21 protein-coding genes are annotated in these 23490 nt (G+C 73.0%); 6 read left to right on the top strand and 15 right to left on the bottom strand.

Translation table 11 applies throughout. The annotated features are described in order from the left end of the window. Window positions 1-234: 234 nt before the first annotated feature. From hpt to dacB, 4 genes are all read right to left on the bottom strand, one after another. Window positions 235-792: a hypoxanthine phosphoribosyltransferase gene (hpt, locus tag HS045_RS09835; RefSeq protein ID WP_307827441.1), complete on the bottom strand. Its 558-nt coding sequence runs from the start codon at window positions 790-792 to the stop codon at window positions 235-237. An 11-nt stretch (window positions 793-803) separates the two neighbouring features. After that, window positions 804-1946, bottom strand: a complete 1143-nt coding sequence (gene tilS, locus HS045_RS09830; RefSeq protein WP_196450761.1) for a tRNA lysidine(34) synthetase TilS — start codon at window positions 1944-1946, stop codon at window positions 804-806. Window positions 1947-2202: 256 nt separating this feature from the next. Continuing rightward, window positions 2203-3294: a zinc-dependent metalloprotease gene (locus HS045_RS09825; protein ID WP_196450760.1), complete on the bottom strand. Its 1092-nt coding sequence runs from the start codon at window positions 3292-3294 to the stop codon at window positions 2203-2205. A gap of 62 nt (window positions 3295-3356) precedes the next feature. Continuing rightward, window positions 3357-4748 (bottom strand): D-alanyl-D-alanine carboxypeptidase/D-alanyl-D-alanine-endopeptidase, encoded by a 1392-nt coding sequence (dacB, locus tag HS045_RS09820; RefSeq protein ID WP_230883513.1) that lies wholly within the window; start codon window positions 4746-4748, stop codon window positions 3357-3359. A 107-nt stretch (window positions 4749-4855) separates the two neighbouring features. On the opposite strand from dacB, the gene HS045_RS09815 reads away from it, so the two are divergent. Further along, a complete protein-coding gene (locus HS045_RS09815; protein WP_196450759.1) occupies window positions 4856-5371 on the top strand; it encodes an inorganic diphosphatase in 516 nt (171 codons plus the stop codon). Window positions 5372-5389: 18 nt separating this feature from the next. On the opposite strand, the gene HS045_RS09810 is transcribed toward HS045_RS09815, so the two are convergent. The 10 genes from HS045_RS09810 to HS045_RS09765 all read right to left on the bottom strand — a co-directional run bounded on the left by HS045_RS09810 (window position 5390) and on the right by HS045_RS09765 (window position 17593). Continuing rightward, window positions 5390-6628: a C40 family peptidase gene (locus HS045_RS09810; protein ID WP_230883512.1), complete on the bottom strand. Its 1239-nt coding sequence runs from the start codon at window positions 6626-6628 to the stop codon at window positions 5390-5392. A 194-nt stretch (window positions 6629-6822) separates the two neighbouring features. After that, window positions 6823-8334, bottom strand: a complete 1512-nt coding sequence (locus HS045_RS09805; RefSeq protein WP_196450758.1) for an RNA polymerase sigma factor — start codon at window positions 8332-8334, stop codon at window positions 6823-6825. Between the two features lie 151 nt (window positions 8335-8485). After that, window positions 8486-9313, bottom strand: coding sequence for a hypothetical protein (locus HS045_RS09800; protein WP_307827440.1), 828 nt, complete (start codon window positions 9311-9313; stop codon window positions 8486-8488). Window positions 9314-9439: 126 nt separating this feature from the next. Next, a complete protein-coding gene (locus HS045_RS09795; protein ID WP_196450757.1) occupies window positions 9440-11050 on the bottom strand; it encodes an ABC-F family ATP-binding cassette domain-containing protein in 1611 nt (536 codons plus the stop codon). Between the two features lie 101 nt (window positions 11051-11151). Further along, entirely contained in the window at window positions 11152-11592 is a 441-nt protein-coding gene (locus HS045_RS09790) for a type II toxin-antitoxin system VapC family toxin (protein ID WP_196450756.1), read from the bottom strand. Then, the gene (locus HS045_RS09785; RefSeq protein WP_196450755.1) at window positions 11585-11797 is read right to left on the bottom strand and encodes a hypothetical protein; all 213 of its coding nucleotides are present in this window, start codon (window positions 11795-11797) and stop codon (window positions 11585-11587) included. Before HS045_RS09785 ends, HS045_RS09790 begins: the two co-directional genes overlap by 8 nt. A 143-nt stretch (window positions 11798-11940) precedes the next feature. After that, window positions 11941-13005, bottom strand: coding sequence for a hypothetical protein (locus HS045_RS09780; RefSeq protein ID WP_196450754.1), 1065 nt, complete (start codon window positions 13003-13005; stop codon window positions 11941-11943). A gap of 574 nt (window positions 13006-13579) precedes the next feature. Further along, window positions 13580-15196 carry a methyl-accepting chemotaxis protein gene (locus tag HS045_RS35815; RefSeq protein WP_196450753.1) on the bottom strand — a complete coding sequence of 539 codons (1617 nt, stop codon included), beginning with the start codon at window positions 15194-15196 and terminating at the stop codon, window positions 13580-13582. 170 nt (window positions 15197-15366) lie between these two features. Continuing rightward, window positions 15367-16869: a SulP family inorganic anion transporter gene (locus tag HS045_RS09770; RefSeq protein WP_196450752.1), complete on the bottom strand. Its 1503-nt coding sequence runs from the start codon at window positions 16867-16869 to the stop codon at window positions 15367-15369. Between the two features lie 289 nt (window positions 16870-17158). Continuing rightward, entirely contained in the window at window positions 17159-17593 is a 435-nt protein-coding gene (locus HS045_RS09765; RefSeq protein ID WP_196451140.1) for a MarR family winged helix-turn-helix transcriptional regulator, read from the bottom strand. A gap of 132 nt (window positions 17594-17725) precedes the next feature. Between HS045_RS09765 and HS045_RS09760 the strand changes: the two genes are divergently transcribed. The 3 genes from HS045_RS09760 (at window position 17726) to HS045_RS09750 (ending at window position 20842) form a co-directional block, all read left to right on the top strand. Continuing rightward, the gene (locus HS045_RS09760; RefSeq protein ID WP_196450751.1) at window positions 17726-18781 is read left to right on the top strand and encodes an SMP-30/gluconolactonase/LRE family protein; all 1056 of its coding nucleotides are present in this window, start codon (window positions 17726-17728) and stop codon (window positions 18779-18781) included. 163 nt (window positions 18782-18944) lie between these two features. Then, a complete protein-coding gene (locus HS045_RS09755) occupies window positions 18945-20312 on the top strand; it encodes a hypothetical protein (RefSeq protein ID WP_196450750.1) in 1368 nt (455 codons plus the stop codon). 131 nt (window positions 20313-20443) lie between these two features. Further along, window positions 20444-20842, top strand: a complete 399-nt coding sequence (locus HS045_RS09750) for a hypothetical protein (protein ID WP_196450749.1) — start codon at window positions 20444-20446, stop codon at window positions 20840-20842. Window positions 20843-20934: 92 nt separating this feature from the next. Here HS045_RS09750 and HS045_RS09745 read toward each other — a convergent pair whose 3' ends face one another. Continuing rightward, window positions 20935-21606, bottom strand: coding sequence for a hypothetical protein (locus HS045_RS09745; RefSeq protein ID WP_196450748.1), 672 nt, complete (start codon window positions 21604-21606; stop codon window positions 20935-20937). 320 nt (window positions 21607-21926) lie between these two features. Between HS045_RS09745 and HS045_RS09740 the strand changes: the two genes are divergently transcribed. Both HS045_RS09740 and HS045_RS09735 read left to right on the top strand, forming a co-directional pair. Then, a complete protein-coding gene (locus tag HS045_RS09740; protein WP_196450747.1) occupies window positions 21927-22640 on the top strand; it encodes a hypothetical protein in 714 nt (237 codons plus the stop codon). 77 nt (window positions 22641-22717) lie between these two features. Then, complete coding sequence (locus HS045_RS09735) at window positions 22718-23434, top strand: hypothetical protein (RefSeq protein ID WP_196450746.1); 717 nt, start codon at window positions 22718-22720, stop codon at window positions 23432-23434. The last annotated feature ends 56 nt before the right edge of the window (window positions 23435-23490 follow it).

The following is a 23490-nucleotide window of genomic DNA, read 5'->3' as shown; positions in this document are numbered from 1 at the left end:
GCGGAGCCCGGGGTTCGCGGTATCCCTAACCGCTCCCCCTGACTACCCAGAGACGGCGTGAAACCACCTCTCGGTCGTCCGAAGGTACACCGGCGCGGCGCGCGGGGTAACCGCCCGCACGACACCGGCTCTGCCTTACCAACGTACGTCAGGCGGGTCCGTGTTCCCCGGAGCTCTGAGCAATGTGGCTTTCCGGCCGATTCCGTGCTAGCGCGCTTCGCCCACGGCGTATTTTCAGCTCGCGCCGTAGACGTGCGGAGCAAGAGTTCCAATAAAGGGTAGATTGCGGTATTTCTCCGCATAGTCCAGGCCGTACCCGATCACGAACTCGTTCGGGATATCGAAACCGACATAACGGACGTCGATCGGCACCTTGATGGCGTCCGGCTTGCGCAGCACCGTGCAGATCTCGACGGAGGCCGGGTTGCGCGACTTGAGGTTCTGCATCAGCCACGACAGGGTCAGGCCCGAGTCGATGATGTCCTCGACGACCAGCACGTGGCGGCCCGCGATGTCGGTGTCCAGGTCCTTCAGGACGCGGACCACGCCCGAGGACTTGGTGCCCGCGCCGTAGGACGACACGGCCATCCAGTCCATCTGCACCGGCACGTGCAGCGCCCGGGCCAGGTCGGCCATCGCCATGACCGCGCCCTTGAGCACGCCCACGATCAGCAGCTCCCTGCCCTCGTAGTCCTCGTCGATCCGGGCCGCGAGCTCCTTGATCTTCGTCTGGAGCTCGTCCTCGGGGATGAGGACCTTCGCGAGGTCCTTGCCCATGTCGGCTGCGTCCACCTGGGTCTTCCTTACGGGAGTGGCCTGCTGTCCGGGTCGCCGTCGTCCCCTCGTGGGGCATCTGCGGCGAATATCAGGGTGCCACACCGCCGGACCGCGCCGATCCCCCCGGGTACCCCCACCGACCGCTGCCCCCGCCAGGCCGTGACCAGACGCTCGACCTGCAGGATGTGCCCGGCCGAGAGCGCGCCGGGCGGGGCCCCCGCGGCGATCGCGGCCCGCCGCAGCACCCGCCGCCGGACCGCCGGCGGCAGCCCCTCCAGCACCGGTACGGCCAGCGCCACGCCCTTCGGGATATCGCTGAGGGCGCAATCGCCGGCGACCGGCGCGTGGCCACCGGCGACCGGCGCGTGGTCACCGGCGACCGGCGCACGACCGCCGCCGACCGGGGCGCGATCTCCGGCGACCGGCGCGTGGCCACCGGCGACCGCCCGGCCGTAGGCCTCCTCGGCCCACGCGTCCAGGGCGTCCGCGTCGTCCCGGCACAGGACCGCGGTGCGGGCGAGCGCCTCCGCGACGCCGGGGCCGAGCTCGTCCTCCAGCGCGGGCAGCAGCCGCGTCCGGACCCGGACCCGGGCGTAGCGGCCGTCGCGGTTGTGCGGGTCCTCCCACGGGACGAGCCCGAGCGCCGCGCAGGCCGCGACGGTCGTGCGGCGCCCGAGCTCCAGCAGCGGCCGCCGGTAGACCCCCGTCCGCGCGGGCATCCCCGCCAGCGAGCGCGTCCCGCTCCCCCGCGCGAGCCGGAGCAGCACGGTCTCGGCCTGGTCGTCCCGGGTGTGCCCGAGCAGCACGGCCGCCGCCCCGAGCCGCCCGGCCGCCTCCGACAGCGCCGCGTACCGCGCCTCGCGCGCGGCGTTCTCCGGCCCGCCGGACGTCCCCACCGTGACCGTCAGGACCTCGACCGGATCGAGGCCGAGCGGGAGCCCCGCCACCTCGGCCGCCTGGCGCGCCGACCCGCTCTGCAACCCGTGGTCGACCGTCAGCAGCCCGGCCCGCAGCCCCGCGCGGGGCGCGGCGAACGCGAGCCCGGCGGCCAGCGCGAGCGAGTCGGCGCCGCCGCTGCACGCGGCCAGCACGAGGTCGCCGGGCTCCAGGTCGGCCAGCGCGAGCCGTACGGCGCGGCGGACGTCCGCGACGGCGGGATGCGGTCCCATCTGTCACATTGCGACGCTGCGCGTCGCGGCTCGGGGGCCGGTGACCGACGTCTTCCCTCGTCGCGTGCTCGCTGTGACATGGCGACGCTGCGCGTCGCGGCTCGGGGGCCGGTGACCGCCGTCTTCCCTCGTCACGTGCTCGCTCCGCTGCGCGCGCTCCTCAGTCCGGACGACGGAGCCACCTCGCGGGCTGCGCGCGCTCCTCGGTCCGGACGCCGGAGCCCCCTCGCGGGCTTGTCCCTCGGGATACAACGGGTCAGTCGGTGATCTCGGGGGCGGGCAGGGCGGGAGCGTCGAGGACGCGGGCGATCCAGCGCTCGGGATGGGCGATCTCGTCCTGGGTCGGAAGGGTCTCGGGGGAGGTCCAGACCTTGTTGAAGCCGTCCATCCCGGCGCGGCCGGCGACGGTGCGGACGAAGGCGGAGCCCTCGGCGTACTGCTTCATCTTGAGGTCGATGCCGAGCAGCTTGCGGACCGTGCGGTCGAGGCGGGAGCCGCCCTCGCGGCGGTGGTGGAACTTGGCGCGGATGTCGGCGACCGAGGGGACCACGCCGGGCCCGACGGCGTCCATCACGTAGTCGCCGTGCCCCTCGACCAGGGTCATCACCGCGGTGAGGCGGTCGAGGATCTCCTTCTGCTCAGGCGTCTGGATCGCGTCGATGAGGTTGCCCTCGCCGCCCCGGACCGCGTCGGCGACCGCGTCCGCGGCCGAGCGGAGCCGGTCGAGGAGCGTGGGGAGGTCCAGGTCGGAGGCGAGCAGGAACTCGGTCATCTGGTCCCGGACGTAGGCCCGCAGCCAGGGGACGCCGGTGAACTGGACCCGGTGGGTCTCCTCGTGCAGGCAGACCCAGAGGCGGAAGTCGCCGGGGTCGACGCCCAGCTCGCGCTCGGCGTGCACGATGTTGGGCGCGACCAGGGTGAGGCGGCCGACCGCCGCCTGACCGGAGGGGTCCGGCGGGAGGAAGAGCTCGTACTGCCCCAGCACCCGCGAGGCGAGGAAGGCCAGCACCGCGCCGACCTCGACGCCGGTGATGCGCGAGCCCACCGCGGTCACGACCGCCGGGGTCTGTCCCTTGCGGGCGGCCATCCGCTCGGTCAGCGGCTCCAGCACCACCCGGAAGCCCTCGACGTTGGCCTTGATCCAGCCCGGCCGGTCGACGATCGTGGCGGGCTGTGGAGCGGTCTCGGTGTCGATCCGGGTGAACTCCCGGACGTGGCCCTCGGCCACCCGGGACAGCCGCCGCAACTCGGCGACCGCCTCCCGCGCCTCCTCCCGGCTCACCTGCGGCCCGGGGCGCACCAGGCGCGTTCCGGTCGCTACGGCCAAGTCCCAGTCGATCACCTGCATACCGTCCACCGTACGTGCTGCTCCGCCGTACCGCGCGGATTACCCGTCACGGCCCGGCCCGCTCACCCCGCCACGGAGGCGGCCACGGTGGCGGCCAGCCGGTCGAGGGCCGCCTCCGCCTTGCCCCAGCCGGGTGGGACCTCGTCGGCCATGAAGGCGAACGCCACCAGTCTGCCGTCCTTCGTGGTGGTCAGCCCGGCCAGCGTGCTGACCCCGTCGAGGGTGCCCGTCTTCGCGCGGACGAGGCCGTAGGCGGCGTCGCTCCGGCCGAACCGGTGGCCCAGCGTCCCGGTGAACCCGGCGACGGGCATGCCGCTGACGATCGGGTGCAGCCGCGGGTTGGCCGGGGAGACCGCCACCGCGACCAGGCGGGCCAGCGCCGCCGCCGTGATGCGGTTCTTCGGCGACAGGCCGCTGCCGTCGTGCACCCGGATCCCCTCGGCCGCGCCCAGCCGGGTCAGCACCTTGTGCACGGCCGCCGCGCCGCCGTCGAACGAGGCGGGCTCGCCCTCCTTGAGCGCCACCTGCCGGGCCAGCGCCTCCGACAGGTCGTTGTCGCTGAGCGTCAGCGCCCGCTCGACCAGGGCGTGGACGGGTGCGGAGTCGACCCGGGCGATCTCCTCGGCACCCGGGTCGGCCCCGGCCCGCCTGGCCGTCCGGCCGGCCTTGACCCCGTACTTCGCCAGCAGCGAGACGAACGCCGCGTGCGCGGTCCTGGAGGGGTCGGAGACCCGCTGCCGGCTGCCGGGGGCGGTCGTGCCCTCGTCGACCATGAGCGCCGTCACCGGGGCGACGCTGCCCTCGGGCACGTAGCCGGGCTTCCAGCTGGCGGCGGTGCGGCGGCCGGTGTAGAGGCCGTCGTCGTAGGCCACGGTCACCTTGGTGACGCCCTCGGCCTTGAGCGCCTTGGCCGTGCGCGAGGCGAGGGAGGCCAGCGAGGCGGGCCGGGGGTAGACCGAGGGGTCGGTCTTCCCCGCCGCCAGGGTCGGGTCGCCCCCGCCGACCAGGATGATCGAGGCCGGCGAGGAGCCGCGGACCACCCGGGTGCTCAGCCGGGCGTCCGGCCCCAGGGAGGCGAGCGCGGCGACCGAGGTGACGATCTTCGTGGTGGAGGCGGGGGTGATGCCCCGGTCCGCGTCGTCGGCGAACAGCCTCTCGCCGCTCTCCACGTCGACCACCGCGGCCCCCACGCTCTCGCCCAGTGCGGGGTCCCCCAGCGCCCTGGTGAGCCGTTCTGTCAAAGTAGTCTTGGCCGGGAGAGGTCCGTTCCCGCCCGCGGCCAGGACCGGACCCGCGGTGACGACGGGGACGGCCACCGGCTCGGGCGAGGCCGCCGGCCGCGTCTCCTTCTCTCCCAGCGCGTCGCTGGCGAGCAGGTGGGCGCCGGCCCCGACGACGAAAAGCTGCAGCATGACGAGAGTGACCAGCGCCACCCACCGATCACGCCGCATCATGTCGCCGGCCTCTCATCGATCCCTGTAACCGATCCTGTAACCAATCACGCCTACGAGACATTAACGCCCGACCGGGACTGCCCGGGGGCTTGAGCGGAGGAACCGCGGTGGAGTTCGACGTTCTCGTTGAGATTCCCAAGGGACAACGGAACAAGTACGAGGTGGACCACAAGACCGGCCGGATGCGGCTGGACCGGATGCTCTTCACCTCCACGCAGTACCCCGCCGACTACGGCTTCATCGAGGGCACGCTCGGCGAGGACGGCGACCCCCTCGACGCCCTGGTCCTGCTCCAGGAGCCGACCTTCCCCGGCTGCCTGATCCAGTGCCGCGCCGTGGGCATGTTCCGGATGACCGACGAGAAGGGCGGCGACGACAAGGTCCTGTGCGTCCCCGCCACCGACCCCCGGATGGAGCACATCCGCGACATCCACCACGTGCCCGAGTTCGACCGCCTGGAGATCCAGCACTTCTTCGAGGTCTACAAGGACCTGGAGCCCGGCAAGTCCGTCGAGGGCGCCAACTGGGTCGGCCGGGTGGAGGCCGAGGAGGAGATCCGCCGCTCCATCGAGCGGGCCGTCATCGACGAGGGCAGCGGGCACGGGGAACACGGCGAGCACTGAGACCGGCGTCCGCACGGGTCAGGTGGGACGGGTCGCGCCGACGAGGTCGCTGCGCCGGATCGGCGCGATCCGCACGACGTCCCCGGTGCGCGGAGCGTGGACCATCATGCCGCCGCCGATGTACATGCCCACGTGGTGGATGTCGCCCGGGTCGCGGGTGACGCGGCCGAAGAACACCAGGTCGCCCCGGCGGAGCCGGTCGAGCGGCACGTGCGGGCCCGAGGTCCACTGCGTGCCGGTCCAGTGGTCGAGCCGGACGCCCACCCGCTCCCAGGCCCGCATGGTCAGCCCCGAGCAGTCGTAGCTGCCCGGACCGTCCGCCGCCCAGACGTACGGCTTGCCGAGCTGGGTGAGCGCCCAGTCGGCGGCGATGTCCCCCCGGGCCGGGGAGTCCGGTCCGGGCGGCCGGTCGAAGTCGTCCCCGCCGCCGGTGCGGGCCCGCTCCCGCCGGAGCGCCGCGCGCCGCGCCCGCTCCTGGGCCGCGCGCTCGCGGGCGATCCGGGCCCGTTCCAGCGCCTCGGCCCGCTCCCTGGCCAGCCGGTCGGCGGTGCTGCGCGCCGCGTCGGCCCGCCTCTCCAGCACCGCCCGCTCCGCCGCCAGCCGACGGGTCTGCACGACCTGCTCGGCCACCGCGCGCTGCGCCGCCGACTTCGCCGCGTCCGCGCGCTGCGCCGCCGCCCGCCGCTCGGCGTAGGCCGCCTCCGCCTGCTCCTGGAAGACGACGAGCACCTCCCGGGCGTCGCGCAGCTGCCCGAGCCGGGCGGCCTGGCCGCCGCCCACGTGGACCATGATGCTCATCCGCTGCAGGTAGGCCGGGTCCGCGCCGCCGCCCCCCGCGTCGGCCACCAGGCCCATCATCGGGTTCATCCCGCCGTAGCTCTCGGCGGCGAGCGCGGCCACCGCCCGGCGGGAGTCCTCCACCTGGGCGCCGGCCGCGCGGACCTGCTCGTCCGCCCGCCGCTGGCGCTCCTCGGCCTGGGCCAGCCGCACCAGCTCGCCGTTGTAGGCCTCGATCAGCTTCTCCGCCCTGGCCGTCAGCCCTTCGAGCTCGGCCTCGGCCTCGGCGAGCAGGGCCGTGGCCGTGCCCAGCCGCCTGCTCTGCTCGCGGGCCTCGGCGCTCGCGCGGGCCACCTCGTCCGCCGACGGGCCGGGACCGCCCGGTGCGGCGTCGGCCGGGAGACCGGCCACCACGACCAGCGCGCAGGCCAGACCGGCCATCACGGTGGCGCCACGGCGCCGCTTACCGACGGACTGCATGCATCACCCTCCTGGACCGCCGTACGCTTCCGCGGCGTACGGCGCCAGCCAGGATTACGCTCCGTCACTCTCCGGCCAAGCGCGACAGGCACGCTGTAATCAACCCAGGCAATCAGCAAGGACAGACAAGACGTTGTATTCACCTGTCCGGGGCGAAGAGCCGTGAAGACGGGCGTCACCGCACCGGACCGGCCTCACGGGCCCGCCGCGGAGGGAGCGGCCGACGGCGCGGGCGGCTCCGACGCGGTCGGTGTGCTCGACGTGTCCGGGGTCGGCGGCGGGGTCGAGGAGGCGGGCGGCGGGGTCGACGGCGGGGTCGACGGCGCCGGCGGAGGGGGCGGCGGCTTCGGCGTGGAGGTGGAGGCGGCCGGTGACGGGGCCGGCTTGGGGGTCGGGCACGGCTTGGGACCCGGCCGTCCTCCCTGGTGGTCGCGGGGCGGCTGCACGGGGGCGGTCGGCCGCCCGTCCGGCGGACCGTCCGGCGCGGGAGGGACGGGCCGCCACGACGGCTGCGCCGGACCCGCGGGACCGGCGGGACCGGGCCGGTCGGGTCCCGCTCCGGGGGGGAGCCGGTCCGGCTGCGCCTCCGGCCCGGCGGCGCCGGGCCACTGCCGCGTCCGCCCCGGGCCGGTGGGCCCGAGGGCGTGGACGACCAGCTCCGGAGGAGCGGACTCCAGGGCCATCGGGCGCTCTCCGGTCTCGACCTGCCACGGCAGGCGCACGCCCGGGGGGCCGCCCACCGCGGGGAGGACCCCGGAGGCGATGCCGGACGGCTCCCCGCCCGGCCCCCCGCCGACGTTGACGAGGATCATGGCGGTTGCGGCCGCCACCGCGACCGCAGCCGCCGCACCGGCCAGCGCGCGAGCCCGGCGAGGATCCCGGCGAACCCGCGCGGCGGGAAACCCGGCGGCGTCGAGGACGCCGATCCGGCCGGCGGCATAGCGGCGGTAGGGGACGAGCTCGGGGTCGGTGAAGCAGCTCATCACCCGCACGCGCACGGTGTCCGGCAGCGTCACCCCGGGGAGCAGGTCGAAGACCTTGACCGCGGAGATCTGCCGGGAGCGGTGCGGCGAGCAGCCGTCGCAGCGGTTGACGTGGGCGATCATCCGCTCGCGGGTCCCGGAGGTGAGCTCCCCGGAGAACCCGCCCAGGATCTCGGCCCGCTCCGCACAGTCGTAGGGGCCCTTGCGGGCGAGGAACTCGGCGGTCACCGCGTCGCGCAGCCGGTCCTTGGCGGCTTCGAGCATGCGCTCGGCGTCCCGGTCCGGGATCCGCATCACCGCGGCGGCGTCGGCGACGTCCAGGTCGTGCCGGGCGACCAGTTCGAGGATCTCGCGGTCCTCCTCGGACAGGCCCCGGACGGCGTTCCAGGCCACCACCCGCAGGTCGGCGTCGCCGCCGCGCGGGACGGGCGGCTCCTCGGCCGGCGCCTGCCGCTCCTGGCCCTCCGCGGCCAGGCGCAGCCGCAGGCACTGCTCCCGGGCCAGGGCGTACAGCCAGGCCTTCAGCCGCCCGGCGTCGGTGAGCACGTGGACCCGGTCCTCGGCGGTGATCAGGGTGTCCCGGAGGGCCACCTGGGCGCCGTCCGGATCATCCAGCAGGGACCGGCAGTAACCGTAGACGCCCTCGGCGTAGGAGTCGTAGAGCGCGGCGAGGGCGCCCGCATCACGGGCGCGCAGGGCTTCGACCAGGACGCTGTCGTTCATGTAGCAGACGGTAATAGCGCCGTAACTACAAGTTCCACCGATTCCTGGAAGACACGGCAACCGTATTCAGAATGTTAACAACCCCTGCAAAAAATGCCGCATTCCGCGCATTCGTAAACCTTAGTCAATGGCCATTTGCCGGAATTGACGGTCAGGGGGTGCCCGTCTCGCCCGGCACGGCCCGCCGCCCCCGGTCCTCGGCGAACGGGGAGGTCGTCGGCTTGACGGTGTGCACCGGGACCGCGCCGCCCAGCGCCAGTTCCTCGTACGGCCTGCTGCTCGACCCCCAGGTGCGCGCCACCACCTCGGCCCGCGCCACCCTGGCCGGATCGGCGACGCTCTCGATGTCGAGCAGGAAGCGGCGCCTGCGGTTCTCCCGGACGTCGTCGACGAACGTCGTCCCCCCGCCGAGCAGCCTGCCCGCCGCGTCGCGCAGCAGCGCGGTCACCGCCAGGGTCCCCGCGGGGAGCCGGTACGGGGTGCCGACGTACCCGGTGACCAGGTACCCGCCGTCCTTCGGCCGTCCGGTCCTCACCCCGGAGACGGGGAACGGCTTGAAGGCCGAGACGATGCGGCCCGCCCTGCGCCACTCGGCCGGGCGGTAGTCGATGGTCACCTTCACCGGCTTCTTCACCGCGAGCGCCTGCCCGGTGAAGGAGAGCGATCCCGCCGGGGGCACCGCGTCGAGCGGTTGGTCCATCCGGACGACCTCCTTGCCCCGGGCGTCCCGCCCCACCACCGTGACGACCACGTGCTCGCCGAAGTGCCAGGGGTTGGGGTTGGCGAGCACCCCGGCCCAGTTCACCACGTACCCGTCGTGGCGGTCCTCGCTGCGGACGACCGAGGAGACCTCCTCCTCGACCGTGAGCGCCCGGAGCCCCGGGACGTCGTCGTCCTGCCTGCGCTCGCTCGCGCAGCCGGTGAGGAGGATCAGGGTGAGGGCGCCGAGGACGCCGGCGGTGCGGGTGATGTAGGCCACCCAGCCGTCATAGTCCCCGGCCGCGCGCGGCCCTTCCCGGACACGCAGGGGTCAAGCGAACTCTTTAGCCGCGCTGCCGCAGACCTTGCCGATCGGCCCGGCCCGGGTCCCGGTCGCGGCGGCGGGTCAGCGCTTCCTTACGACCCGGCTCTCGTCCCAGACCGGCTCCGGCGCCTCGTACACCCTCCCGTCGGAGCCGAAGACCAGGTAGCGGTCGAAGTCGTCGGCGAACCACCGGTCGTGGGTGACCGCGACCACGGTCCCGTCGAAGGCGTCCAGCCCCTGCTGCAGCGCCTCGGCGCTGGCCAGGTCCAGGTTGTCGGTCGGCTCGTCCAGCAGCAGCATCGTGGTGCCGGACAGCTCCAGCAGCAGGATCTGCAGCCGCGCCTGCTGCCCGCCCGACAGGGTCTCGAAGCGCTGCTCGGCGATGCCCCCGGCCAGCTCGTAGCGGGCCAGCGCCTTCATCGCCTCGTTCTTCAGCCGCGCGTGCTCGGTCATGACGATCTCGCACGGGGTCCGGCCGAGGAGCTCCGGCCGGGCGTGGGTCTGCGCGAAGTGCCCGGGGACGACCCGCGCGCCGAGCCTGGCCGTCCCCGTGTGCCGGACGTCCTCCCCGGCCAGCAGCCGCAGGAAGTGCGACTTTCCGGAGCCGTTGGAGCCCAGCACCGCGACCCGCTCGCCGTACCAGATCTCCAGGTCGAACGGCTTCATCAGGCCGGTGAGCTCCAGCCCCTCGCAGATCACCGCCCGCTTGGCCGTCCGGCCGCCTCTGAGCCGCATGCTGATGAACTGGTCCTTCGGCGCGGCCTCGGGCGGGCCCGCCTCCTCGAACCTGCGCAGCCGGGTCTGGGCCGAGTGGTAGGCGGCGGCCATGGTGTCCATGTACTTCGCCTTCTGCTTGAGCATGTTCACCAGCCGCTTGAGCTTGGCGTGCTCCTCGTCCCAGCGCTTCTTCAGCTCCTCCAGGCGCTCGTTGCGCTCCCTGCGGGCCTGCGCGTAGCTCCGGAAGCCGCCGCCGTGCACCCAGACGTTGCCGGACTCGACGGTGATGATCCGGTCGGCGGCGTTGGCCAGCAGCTCCCGGTCGTGGCTGACCAGCAGCACCGTCTTGGGTGTCTCGCGCAGCGCCTGCTCCAGCCAGACCTTGCCCGGCACGTCGAGGTAGTTGTCCGGCTCGTCCAGCAGAAGCGTCTGGTCCGGCCCGCGCAGCAGCGCCTCCAGCACCAGCCGCTTCTGCTCGCCGCCCGACAGCGTGTTCACCTCGCGGTACTTGCACCGGTCGTACGGCACGCCGAGGGCGGCCATGGCGCAGGCGTCCCAGAGCACCTCGATGTCGTAGCCGCCCGCGTCGGTGTAGTCCGTGATGGCCTGCGCGTAGCGCATCTGCGCCTTCTCGTCCTCGCGCTCCATCATCACCAGCTCGGCGGCCTCCAGGGCCTCGGCCGCCCGCCGTACGCGCTCGGGGGCGACGCTGACCAGCAGGTCGTGCACACTCCGGCCGTCGCGGATGCCGCCGATGAACTGCCGCATGATCCCCAGCCCGCCGGAGCCGGCGACGCTCCCCTCCACCGGCTGGAGGTCGCCGGCGATGAGCCGCATCAGCGTCGTCTTCCCCGCGCCGTTCGGCCCGACGAGCGCCGCCTTCACCCCGTCGCCGACCCGGAAGGACACGTCGTCCAGCAACGGCCTGCCGTCCGGCAGCACGTACGTCAGATGACCGACCTCGACGTGTCCCACGATGTTTCCCCTACTCTCAAGTCCCCGCGCAGGGTACATGCCGGTTTCACCCGCGGGCACCCGAATTTCCGCCGGTACGGCATGCGCGGGGCCGGATGGGGTCAGGTCTGTTCCACGCCTCTGAGTATTTCGGTCTTCACTACGCCCTCGACCGCGTGACAGAGCTTGGCGTCCGTCGTGAGCAGCGGAACTCCCCGATCAAATGCCAGCTGGGCGAAGACCGCGTCGTACATGCGCAGTGTGAGCCGTACCGCCAGCCCTGCGGCCCGCTCCAGATGGTCAGCACCGATCTGGTGAACCGCCACGCCGAGGTCATCGATGACCCGCACGGCCGCCGCGAACTCCTCCGCTGTCAGACGACCGGTCAGCAGCCCTTTCTTGCGCAGGACACCGGCCACCTCGATCCGGGCGAAGTCCGCCGTCTCCAGCTTGACGAGGCCGTTCAGAAACGCCCCTTGAACCTCACGGGCATGCTCGAAGCCGGGCTGGTCGACGAACCACCGCAGGAAGACACCGGTGTCGACGACGTAGGCGTCAGCCACGGGGCCCTTCTCGGAGCCTGTCCAGATCCTCGTCCACACCCGTCACCCCTTGCATCCGGCCACGGATGCGCTCCAGGGCGACCAGTGCCTTCTCGCGCCGACGGGACGACGAGACGTTCTCCCGGACGAGCGCGAGCACCGGAGGCACACGGTCCTCAGGGAGCTGGTCCACCAGCAGATGGAGTTCTTCACGCATCGCGCTCATAACCGCAGTGTACGGCCGTGCCCCGGCCGTACACAGGCCGTCCTCAGGGTAAGGAGGCCGGGTGGCGACCTGCTCCCGTGCCCGGACGCGGTACGGGTCGGAGGACACGGCCCGCGAGCGGGGAATCGTCAGATCCGTCCCGCTCAGTCTCCGCACGGCCGGTCAGGGACACGTGCCAGGTCCAGCACCGTGTGCCGCTTCCCTCCGAGCTCCCGCCAGAACAGGATCGGGTCGTCCGGACCCCACGTCCCCCGTGTGATCCCATGGTCCTGGCCGGTGCCGTCCTCCGTCTCCGGCCGCTTCCGCGCCCCGGCCCACGCCGATCCGCCGGTGCACCGGTCGTACAGGATCGCCGACGACTCCGACCGTCCCACGGTGATGTGCACCGGCCCGTCGTCGTACACGTACGGCGGGCCGAACAGGCCGAACCTGTCCCCGATCAGTGCTCCTCCCGACGACGCGGTGACGGTGGTACGGCCCGAGCCGTCCCTGCGCTCCACCGCGAGCGTCGTCAGCTCATACGGACGCGGAGGAAGCGCCCGCACGCACCACTCGGCCCCGCAGCTCACGTGATCATTCGGATGAGGTACGGTCAGCGGCCCGCTCCCGGAGCGCTCCGGCGTCTTCCGCGGCCGGGCCGCGGTGAGGGAGATCCGGTAGGCGTCGTCTCCGTCGTGCCAGACGGCGTCGCCTCCGTCGATCACCAGCGCGTCGTGGAGAGGGACATCGTCATGGCCGGTCAGCCACATCACCAGTCTCATCGGCCCGCCCGAGCGGGGCATGCTCCACAGCTCCACATGCCGCTTGCCCGCGTTCCAGGGCTCTGAGCGGTAGACCCCGACCGTCCACGCGATCCGCGTCCGCCCCACGGCCACGCTCCTGATCTCGTAGCACAGGCTGCACCCGCCCCACCGCGGTGCCGTGGCCAGGACCCGGTGCCTCTTCGTCCGGCGGTCGTACGCCAGGAACCGGGGGAGTTCGAAGGGGGTCACCATGAGCACCTCGTCCCCGCCCAGCATGGCGACCGGCTGCACGTATGGGCCTTTCCCGAGGCGCGTGGGCAGTGTGAACACCGCCTCCGGCCACACCTCACCGGCCGCCTCCAACTCCGGCGGCTCCGGCAGCGTGTCAGGCCTCGGCGGCGGTCGGCGGCCGGCGACGGTGACCGTGCAGGCGGAGGCCGCGCCGGCCAGGCCTACGAAGACCATCAGAGCTACAAGCAGCCGGAGAACCCGCAGACGCCTCATGATCTACATGACGGATGATCGGTTGCCCCGGTTCCTCAGCTCGTTTCCGAATCCCAGCAGCCCCAGACACTGAAACCGTGGTTCATGGGGGTCATATCTTGTATGTAGGCTGCCCGACCTCGACGTGTCCCACGATGTTTCCCCTACTCTCAAGTCCCCGCGCAGGGTACATGCCGGTTTCATGGTCCGGCATCCCGGTTTTCCACCGCGCGGCCGACGGAGGCGGTCGAGACGGACGGGAGCCCGGGTGCGTCAGACTCCGGTGAGCCAGGTGATCCGGGCGCCGTTGCCGAGGTGCCGGCCGGGGAAGGAGCGCGAGGGCCGACCTTCCGGCCCGTCGACGCCGAGGCGGCCGTGCCCCCGGGCACGGCCTCCAAGGCCACGGAGCGCCTGACGGGTGAGACCGCCCGGCGATCCCGGAGTGCGACGTCCCCGCCGGTTCGGGAGCCGGGCGTCCGGCTCCCGCACCCACCGGTCGTCCCGCCGGACGCGGGAGCACGGCGCCCCCGTCCGCCGGACGGTTCCGTCCCGTCCGTCAGACGGTGAAGCGGCCGACGAGATCGCGCAGGGAGCGGCTCATGCCGGCCAGCTCGGCGGCGGCGCGGCGGGACTGCTCGACCCCCTCGGTGGTGACGGCGGTGGAGCGGGCGACGCCGGCGATGTTGGCGGCGATCTCGTCGCTGGAGACGGCGGCGTCGGCGACGTTGCGGTTCATCTCGCCGGTGGTGGCGGTCTGCTCCTCGACGGCGGCGGCGATGGCGGCCTGGTGGGTGTCGATGCGGCCGGTGATCGCGCTGATGCGGTCGATGGCCTGCACGGCGCCGGCCACGTCGGCCTGGATGGCCTCGACCCGGCGGGAGATGTCCTCGGTGGCCTTGGCCGTCTCCTGGGCCAGGTCCTTGACCTCTCCGGCGACGACGGCGAAGCCCTTGCCGGACTCGCCGGCGCGGGCGGCCTCGATGGTGGCGTTGAGGGCGAGCAGGTTGGTCTGCTCGGCGATCGAGGTGATGGTCTTGACGACGTTGCCGATCTCGGTGGAGGAGGTGCCGAGCCGGGCCATGAGGGTGTTGGTGGCGTGGGCGGCGGTGACGGCCTCGGCGGCGACGCCGGCGGCTTCGGAGGTGCTGGCGGAGATCTCGCGGATGGCTTCGCCCATCTCCTCACCGCCGGCGGCCACGACGCGGACGTTGCGGGAGACGTCGACGGCGGCGGCGGCGACCACGCCGGACTGGGCGCTGGCCTCCTCGGCGGAGGCGGCGATGCGTTCGGAGACGTGGGACAGGTTCGCCGAGGAGGCGGCCAGCGAGCCGCTGTGCTCCATCAGCGCCGTCACCGTGGTGTGCAGCGCCTGCGCCGTGTCGTCCATGGCGCGGCCGAGGCGGCCGAGCTCGTCGCGGCGGGTCATGCCCAGGCGGACGGTCAGGTCGCCGCGGGCCACCCGGCCCAGCGCGTCGACCACCACGGCCAGCGGGCGCACCACCGACCGGGTCACCCGGACGCTCAGCACCGCGGCCAGCAGCAGCGCGGCCGCCATCGTGCCCCACAGCACCCGGCGCCCGGCGCCCTCCACCTGCTCGACCTCCTTCGCCAGCGCGGCGACGCGGTCGCTGAGCGACTTCTGCAGGGACTGGCTGATCTCGACGCCCACGTCCCAGGCCGCTCCGCCCGCGCCCTCGTTGATGCTGTCCATCGCCGCGGCCCGGCCCTCACGCGTGTCCTGCCGGAGCAGTTCGACGATCTTGTCGTCCTCGGCGAAGAAGGCCTCCCAGGCGGGCCGGAGCTCGTCGAACCGCGCCCGCTCGGCCGGGGTCAGGTACTGCACGTGCGCGTTGTCCAGGGTGGCGAAGAGCGCCTTCTCCGTCTCCATCAGGCCCGCGCGGTTGTAGGAGTCGGGCGCGGTGGCCCGCTCGCCCCCGTAGGCCCCGGCGTCGGCCACCACCAGTCCCTGCCAGCTCGTGGCGTCGGCGACGTGGTAGGCGAAGGTCTGGATGTCGTCCTCGACCCGCTCCAACTGCTCCATCCGGGTGTTGATCTCCGACTGGCGGTCCATCCCCCACTGTCCGACGCCGACGGCGGCCGCGATCAGCAGGGACACCAGCAGGAAGGCGAGGCCCAGTCGTCTGCCCACTCCGAGGTCCTCGAGGCGAAACATGCGGTTCTTCCTAACGTTGGAGACGGCGGTGCTCATCCGTCAGATCGGCCGCGGAACGCGGGATCTGAGGGCCCGGCACCCGTCAGTGCCCTCCGGAGGGCTCCCCGCGCGTACGAGTGTCCCGGGCCGCCGTTCTTCCAGCAGTGCCCGTCAGTGCCCGTCAGTGCCCGTCAGTGCCCTCCGGAGAGCTCCCCGCTCAGCGTGCCGTGGATCTCCGCGCTGGACCGGTTCAGGCCGATGATCTCCACGGTCGTGCCGCGGGCGGCGTACTTCGTCTCGATCGCGTCCAGCGCCGCCACCGAGGAGGCGTCCCAGATGTGGGCGCCCGACAGGTCGATGACCACGTGGTCCGGGTCGCCGGCGTAGTCGAACCGGTAGACCAGGTCGTTGCTGGAGGCGAAGAAGAGCTCACCGGTGACGGCGTAGATCACGTGGCCGCCCTCGGGGTCGGCGACCGAGGTGACGTCGGCCATGCGGGCGACCCGCCGCGCGAAGATCACCATGGCGGCGACGGAGCCGACGACCACGCCGACGGCCAGGTTGTGGGTGGCCACCACGACCGCGACCGTGGTCGCCATCACGACGGTCTCGCCGTACGGCATGCGCCGGAGCGTGGCCGGGGCGACCGAGTGCCAGTCGAAGGTGCCCACGGAGACCATGATCATCACCGCGACCAGGGCGGCCATCGGGATCTGCGAGACCCAGGGGCCGAACACCACGCACAGGACCATCAGGAAGACCCCGGCGGTGAACGTCGAGAGGCGGGTCCGGGCACCGCCGGCCTTGACGTTGATCATCGTCTGGCCGATCATCGCGCAGCCGCCCATGCCGCCGAAGAGACCGGTGACGATGTTGGCGATCCCCTGGCCGACGGCCTCGCGCGTCTTGCTGGAGCGGGTGTCGGTCAGGTCGTCGACGAGCTTGGCCGTCATCAGCGACTCCATCAGGCCGACCAGCGCGAACGCCAGCGCGTACGGCGCGAGCAGGGTGAGGGTGTCCAGGGTGAACGGCACGTCCGGCAGGCCGGGGACCGGCAGCGAGGAGGGCAGGGCGCCCCGGTCGCCCACGGTCGGCACGGCGATCCCGGCGCCGACGGTCAGCGCGGTCAGCGCGGCGATGGAGACCAGCGGCGCCGGGACCGTCCTGGTGATGCGCGGGAAGAGCACCATGAGGGCCAGCGCCCCGCCCACCAGCGGGTAGACCGCCCACGGCACGTCGCGCAGCTCGGGCACCTGCGCCATGAAGATCAGGATGGCCAGGGAGTTGACGAAGCCCACCATGACGCTGCGCGGCACGAACCGCATCAGCCTCGCCACGCCGAGCGCGCCGAGCACGATCTGGATCACTCCGCCGAGGATGACGGTGGCGATCAGGTGGCCGAGGCCGTACTCACGGGCGAGCGGCGCGACCACCAGGGCGATCGCACCGGTCGCCGCCGAGATCATCGCGGGCCTGCCGCCCACGACGGCGATCACCACGGCCATGGTGAAGGAGGCGAACAGCCCGACGCTCGGGTCGACCCCGGCGATGACGGAGAAGGAGATCGCCTCGGGGATCAGCGCGAGCGCGACCACCAGGCCGGACAGGACCTCGGTGCGGGCGACACCCGGCGAGAGCCAGGCCGGGCGGGAGAGGCGCGGCCGGGCGACCGGCGGCGTCGATGGAGTCTGCAACAGTCGACCTCAGGGGTTCCGGGCGCCTCCCGGCGGACCGGAACGCGCGGCAGAGCACACCCGTGCGGCCCGGCGGGCCGTACGGGGCCGTCTGCGGATGTCCGCAGGCGGGGGACGGTGCGCCCGCGGGCGTGGGCGGGCGAAGGGCGGCGGGGAGAACACCGGGGCGGCGGGACGGAGCCCGGCCATCGGTTCAGCGGATCAGCGGTTCAGCGGATCACGGCGGACGGCGGACGGCCGGCCGTGCGGGCACGCGCGCGTCCTTCTCCGCGGGCCCTCCGGCCGGAGGCTACACCGGACGTTCCCGCTGGAGGACGTCGACACAGCGGCCCAGGAGGGCGATCAGCGTCTCCAGCTCCTGTGGGGTGAACTCGGCGGCGAGCCCCCGTTCGACGCGCACCGCGCGGGCGTCGCCGTCGGCCAGCACCTCCTCGCCCTTGGCGGTGAGCCGGGTCTCCAGGATGTTGCGGTGCCACTCGTGCGGGGTGCGCTCGATGAGGCCGCCCTCCTGGAGGTTCTTGAGCACCGTGTTCATCGTCGGCGGGGTGACCGCGCACGCCCGGGCCAGCGCGGCGGCCGAGATGCCGGGGTTCTGCGCCAGGTGCAGCAGGGCCGCGTACTGCGGCACCGTCAGCCCGGCCGGCTTCAGCACGGCGTGCTTGGCCGCGGTGAGCGCCTGTGCGGCGCGCTTGAGGTGGGAGCCCAGGCGCTCGGGAACCGGCATCGACGTCACCCGTGCATGCTAACGGCCGGGAACGTTCGCTTGTTGACGAACATTAGAGTTCTAACTAGCTTATCGATGCACATCATCCTTAGTGTTCTCATAAAGCCGGGAACAGTCGGACGGAGAGGCAGCATGTCCCGAGTTCGCCAGTCCATCGCCATCACGGCCGCGGTCCTCGCCGCGGCGCTCTCCTCGCCCCCCGCCGCCGGTGCCGCCGCGGCACCGGCCGCGGCGGCCCCCTCCGTGACGGCCCCTTCCGAGGCGGCGCCCGCCGTGACGGCGCCCGCCGAGGCGCGCGTCCGGATCTCCACCGCCCACGAGCTGCCCGGCGACCGGGTCTACCCCGAGGGCGTCGCCGTCGACCCGCGCACCGGAGACCTCTACGCCGGATCCTTCGCCGACGGCACGGTCTTCACGATGACCCCGGGCCGGCGGACCGCCCGGGTCTTCCTGCCCGCGGGCGCCGACGGGCGCGACACCGCCAACGGGCTGAAGGTGGACCGGGCCGGGCGGCTCTGGGTGACCGACTCCACCGCCGGGGTGTCGGTGTACGACACCCGCAGCCGCCGCCTGCTGGCCCGCTTCGAGGTCCCCGGGGAGGAGCCGAGGTTCGTCAACGACCTCGCCCTCACCCCGGACGGGAGCGCCTACCTGACCGACAGCGTGCGCGCCGTGGTCTACCGCGTCACCCCGGCCCAGCTCTCCCGGGCGGCCGGCGGTACGGCGACGCTCACCCCCCGCTTCGACCTGACCGGCGTCCTCGATCCGCGTGAACCCGGCGCGTTCAGCCTCAACGGGATCGTCGCCGACCCCTCCGGGCGCCACCTGCTGACCGCCGACATGGTCGGCGGCGACCTCTACCGCCTCGACCCGGCCTCCGGCGCGGTCGCCAGGGTCGCCCTGCACGGCGGCGACCTGCTGAACGCCGACGGGCTGGAGCTGCAGGACGGCAGGCTCTGGGCCGTCCACAACACCGACCACGCCATCAGCCGGTGGCGGGTCGCCGCGGACGGCTCCGCCGCCCGGATGGAGCGGCGGGTCGCCGACGAGGCCCTGCGGCTCCCGACCACGCTGGTGCGGGTCCGCGGGACGCTGTACGTGGTCCGCTCGCAGTTCGACAGGGGCGGCCCGCTGGGCGAGGGCACCCCGCGGCGGCCCTTCACCATCGCCTCGGTGCGCGGCCTCTGAGATCCGGCGGACAGGGGACGCCCTGCCGCCTCTCGACGGCGCCCGTCCGAAGAGGTCCTCGGGCCCGGCCGGACGGCGTACCGCCGGATCACGGGCTCACCCGGCCGCCGCGGGGCGTCAGGTCCGTGATCGGTACGCTCACGGGCGGGGAAAGGGGACGTCCATGCTTCTCGCCGTCGCGGCCGCGGCCGGGCTGACCTGGTGGCTCGGGTGCTACGTGATCGTGCGGGACCCGCGGGAGCGCGGACCGCGGCGGGCGGGACTGGGGCTGCTCGCCTACGGCCTCGCGCTGGCGGTCGGGCAGGTGCGCGCCGTCCTGGAAGGCGCCGGGGCCGAGGCATCGGGTGCAGCCCCGGCCGGGGCGCCCGCCGGGATCGAGGGCGTGCTGGCCGGGGCCGAGAGCGTGCTGATCCACCTGCCGGTGCTGCTGTGGACCGGTGCCGTGCTGACGCTGGTCCCCGGGAGCGGGCGGCTGGACCGGGCCTGGTCGCGGGGGCTCGTCCCGGTCACGGTCCTCGCCCTCGCCTGGCTGGTGGCCTCCGGACGGGGTGCGGAGGCGGACGCCGCGGTGCGGACGGTGACCGGTGTGCTGCTGCTGGCGCCGCTGGCCGGGGCGCTGGTGCTGCTGGTGCGGGCCAGGCCGCCCCGGGTGGGCTCGCTGATGGTGGTCGCCACGCTGTTCTTCGGGCTGGGCGCGGGGCTGCTGGTGTTCCCGCTGCCGGGACCGGCCGGGCTGCTCGCCGTACTGGCCATCGACGTGGACATGGGCCTGCTGGGCGTGGCCATCGCGATGTCCAGCGCGTTCCAGGCGGGCGAGGCGCTCTGGCGCGACATGCTGCGCTCCCTGCTGGGCGCGGCGGTCGTGATGGTCGCGACGGGCGGGCAGGTCGCCCTGGCCGTCGTGCTCGGCGGGCCCACGCCCGCTCTGGCGGCCCTGCTGTTCGGTGTGGTCGCCGTGGCCGTCGCCGTACAGACGCTGGCCGGGCCGGTGCACCGGGTTCTGGACCGGATCGCCTTCCCCGGCGACCCGGAGATCCGGCGGGACCGGTCCGAGCTGCGGGACTCCGCAGAGGCGCTGCCCCGCCGCGAGCCGGGCCCGCCGCCGCTGGACGAGGCCGAGTTCACCCGCCTGACGCGGCGCGCCCTGGCGGGCTACGGCGACCTGGGCAAGCTCGCCGCCAGCCCGCTCGCCGGCCTGCCGGTGATCGACGAGCGGATCACCGGGGACAGCCCCCTGGAACGGGCCGCCGAGCTGCGGCACCTGCTGCTGGAGAGCATCCGGCGGCTCAAGCCCCGGGACGGCGAGTTCGGCACCAGCGAGGAGTGGCGGTTCTACAACGTGCTCTACTTCCCGTACGTCCGGGGGCTGCGGCCCTACCGGCGCGGAGCGGGGCGCGACGGGCTCAGCCCGGAGGAGCGGCAGGCGTTCGACTGGTTCCTCCGCGAGGTTCCCGAACGCACGCTCTACAACTGGCAGAACGCGGCGGCCAAACTCGTCGCCGACGACCTCCGCACGGGAAACCGGCAGTGAATGGCAGTGCCGTGTCTGCAGTTGGCAGCGGGTGAGGCGGTGTGCTGAGGGCGTCGGAAGCCGACGCACTCGCAGAGGCACCCGCGGACGCGCACAGGCGCGTCCGCGGATGCCCGCAGAAGGAGAGACAGATGACCGCGACCACCGCTCCCACCCGCAGCACCCCCTTCCTGACCAGGGCGCTGCAGGCCGACACGCTCCTCACCGGAGGGTTCGGGATCCTCCTGGCCGCCGCCGCGACCCCGCTGGCCGGCCTGCTCGACCTCCCCGAGCCGCTGCTCCGCTGGGCCGGGATCGTCCTGCTGCCGATCACCGCGTTCCTCGCCTACCTGGCGACCCGTCCGGTTCCTCCCGTGCGGGGCGTCCAGGCGGTGATCGCGATCAACGTGCTGTGGACCGTCGACAGCATCGCGCTGCTGTTCACCGGCTGGGTCGAGCCCAACCCGCTCGGCGTCGCCCTCATCGTGGCCCAGGCCCTCGCGGTCGCCGGCTTCGCCGAGCTCCACCACCTGGGGCTGCGCCGGCGGTGACGCCCCGGCCCGTCGGTGCGGCACGCCCCTCCCCGTCGGCGAGGGGCGTGCCGCACCGCTCGGTGACGACCCCAGGCGGACGGGGCCGGGCTTCAGCACCGTGGTTCCAGGTACGCGGAATCGACCCACCCGTGCCTGCCGTCGGCCGTCGTCACCTCCCAGTGGCCGGCCGCGTTCCGTCGGCCCGAACGGATGAGTTCCGTGTCCTGCGGCAGTTCCACGAGGCCTCTGCCGTACCGGTTGCGCAGCCACAGGTCACGGGCCGCGACACGGTAGCGCTCACAGCCGGGCGCCGAGGGCCGGTGGGCCTCGGGCCGGTGGGCCTCGGGCCGGTGGGCCTCGGGCCGCGGGGAAGGCGCCGGGGCGACGGTGCTCCCCGACAGGAGGGGACTCTGCAGGAGCGCCATTGCGGCGGCCACCAGAACGCCGAGAAAGCCGCCGAGGCGGAGCGCCCGGGCGTGGCGGCCGAGGGGTTTCCGGACGGACGCGGGGAGCCGCTCGCGCCATCGCCCGGATGCGCCGGAGCCGCCCCCGGTCGCCCGCCCCTCCGGAGCCGGCGGCCCGGGATCTCCGGCGGCGTCGGCGCCGTCCTCGCCGTACGCGGGCGGATGGGAGACCGCCTCCCTCTCCGCGAGCACGCCCGCGATGGCCTCGGCCTCGGCCCGCTTGAAGGCACGGGCACCCGACTCGCTGCGTGAGAGCGTCGGCACGGACATCTTCACCCCGGCTCGTCCGAGCTCCCGGACCATGTCCTTCAGGGTCATGCCGACAGCCTCTCGACTCCTTCTGATCTCCTCTCCCGACGGGAGGGCTCGAGTCGAGGGCGAAACCTCTCGGATTTCCACTCTTTTGTCCATTTCGCCCATTTAACCACTACCCGCAATGACCGATCATTGAGCCTGTTTGCCCAGGTTATCAGCGCTTTCATCCGTTTTCATGATTTTCTATATTTTCTCAATGAAAGTCCTTCCGCCGCGGCCCGGCGCCTCGAAGAATGCTGGGGGATCGAAGAAGTGATCTCGAATCCCATTCGGAGACATACTCATGTCCGCCTGGCGCGGACGACATGCCGAAGGAGCGAACCTTGCAGCAGGAACTCCCCGTCGGAGGAACACGGGAAGAAGCCCGGACCCGGTGGAGCGGGAAGGGCGCAGCCGGCCGGTGGGGCATCACCCGCTGGACCCTCCTCCTGGCCGGGTGCGTCGCCCCTCTGCTCGCCTCCGGTGCAGCGGTGGCGGAGACCTCGGCCGCCAAGGAGGCGGAGACGCACTACACCCACCGGACCACCCTGCAGCGCGACTGCCCGATCCACGAGAACTACCCGAAGCCGGAGGTGCCGCAGCGCGCCTGGGGCAAGAAGGCCGGCGAGGCCGTAGGGGTCCGCTACACCTACAAGGACTACGCGCTGGTCCTCGACTACGGCAGGAAAGACCGCCCGAACTGGGGCTTCATCGCCAAGTCGTGCCTGGGCGACCCGTCCGCCCGCAGCCAGGGCGACCGGGGCACCCCGCTGCCGGACCTGCAGGCCATCGGAGGCCACGGACAGGTGAAACCCGTCCCCATCAGCGCCCCGCACCCCGCGACGCACCACGGCACCCCCATCCAGGTCGGGTCGGTCGGCTCCTACCGCAGCGCCCCCGCGTCCTTCGTGATCGGAAACGTGCGCGCCGGTGACGCGTTCTACCTCACCCGGCCGACCTGCGGCCGCCACAACCCCGAGCAGTGGGTCCTCGGTTACGCGCCCGTCACCGGACGATGGGGCTACATCGAGGCGATGCACCTCCCGGCGTGCCTCTGACCACCGCGCCGCAGCCTGCCGTGAACACCGACCATCAGAAACCTCCGGAAAGAGACATGAGACCAACCGGTTCCCGCATGCTCCGCCGTACGGCGCCCGCAGTCGTCGCGAGCGTCGCTCTGGCCCTCCTCCCGGCCTTCGCGGCCGTCGCCGGAACGGCGTACACGGTCGAGGACGGCGCCATCCCCAGTCCCAACGAGGGTAAGGACGAGCTGGGAGCCGGTGCCCGGATAGCGAACCGCCCATTCGGCTACTACATCGGCCGGGTGATGTCCGGATCCGACTTCATCCAGTCGGGAACCGCTCAGAAGAACCACGCCTACGGTCGCCTCCGGGGCTCCGGAGTCAACATGTGCGGTTGGATTCACCTGAGCGCCCGGGGCGGACACACCGGAAGCCGTCCGGACAGTTGCTCGATGGCCACCGCACGCGCGATCTGGCAGCGCACCCGAATCGGCACCGGGTTCAGCGCACCGGCGGGCACCAAGAAGCACAGCGGGGTTCCCACCAGGGTGGCGACCGGGCAGGGGAAGGACTGCAGGCTCTACTACAACTACTTCTCGGGGACGAAGTTCACTCACGGAGCGTTCCGAGACCCGGCCCACGCCGATGAGCAGATAGGCCGCCGTTCCGGGGAGGTCAACTACCGCTTCCGGACACTCGACGGCGGAGCACTCGTGGTCCTGGACGGAGACTACGGTTGGGGGTTCGTCAGGCCGGAGTGCGTGACGATGCTCGATGCCAGAACCGGTCGGCCGATCGCTACGTTCAACGATCCGGACAGGGAGCGCTAGAAATCCGCCGGAGCGGCGCGGAGCGGTCCCGCGCGATCGGTTCGGGGCCGCGCACA

Source organism: Planomonospora sp. ID82291 (assembly GCF_015711645.1).
Taxonomy (GTDB): domain Bacteria; phylum Actinomycetota; class Actinomycetes; order Streptosporangiales; family Streptosporangiaceae; genus Planomonospora.
Note: the sequence above shows the minus strand (reverse complement) of the source record. Positions and strands in the feature narration are given on the sequence as shown.

Coding starts and splice junctions, on each gene's coding strand:
- HS045_RS09760 (WP_196450751.1), top strand. CDS start 17,726: ATGTCCCGAGTTCGCCAGTCCATCGCCATCACGGCCGCGGTCCTCGCC.
- HS045_RS09785 (WP_196450755.1), bottom strand. CDS start 11,797: ATGAGCGCGATGCGTGAAGAACTCCATCTGCTGGTGGACCAGCTCCCT.
- HS045_RS09810 (WP_230883512.1), bottom strand. CDS start 6,628: ATGCAGTCCGTCGGTAAGCGGCGCCGTGGCGCCACCGTGATGGCCGGT.
- tilS (WP_196450761.1), bottom strand. CDS start 1,946: ATGGGACCGCATCCCGCCGTCGCGGACGTCCGCCGCGCCGTACGGCTC.
- HS045_RS35815 (WP_196450753.1), bottom strand. CDS start 15,196: ATGTTTCGCCTCGAGGACCTCGGAGTGGGCAGACGACTGGGCCTCGCC.
- HS045_RS09755 (WP_196450750.1), top strand. CDS start 18,945: ATGCTTCTCGCCGTCGCGGCCGCGGCCGGGCTGACCTGGTGGCTCGGG.
- HS045_RS09735 (WP_196450746.1), top strand. CDS start 22,718: ATGCTCCGCCGTACGGCGCCCGCAGTCGTCGCGAGCGTCGCTCTGGCC.
- dacB (WP_230883513.1), bottom strand. CDS start 4,748: ATGATGCGGCGTGATCGGTGGGTGGCGCTGGTCACTCTCGTCATGCTG.
- HS045_RS09765 (WP_196451140.1), bottom strand. CDS start 17,593: ATGCCGGTTCCCGAGCGCCTGGGCTCCCACCTCAAGCGCGCCGCACAG.
- HS045_RS09825 (WP_196450760.1), bottom strand. CDS start 3,294: ATGCAGGTGATCGACTGGGACTTGGCCGTAGCGACCGGAACGCGCCTG.
- HS045_RS09745 (WP_196450748.1), bottom strand. CDS start 21,606: ATGACCCTGAAGGACATGGTCCGGGAGCTCGGACGAGCCGGGGTGAAG.
- HS045_RS09750 (WP_196450749.1), top strand. CDS start 20,444: ATGACCGCGACCACCGCTCCCACCCGCAGCACCCCCTTCCTGACCAGG.
- HS045_RS09780 (WP_196450754.1), bottom strand. CDS start 13,005: ATGGTCTTCGTAGGCCTGGCCGGCGCGGCCTCCGCCTGCACGGTCACC.
- HS045_RS09805 (WP_196450758.1), bottom strand. CDS start 8,334: ATGAACGACAGCGTCCTGGTCGAAGCCCTGCGCGCCCGTGATGCGGGC.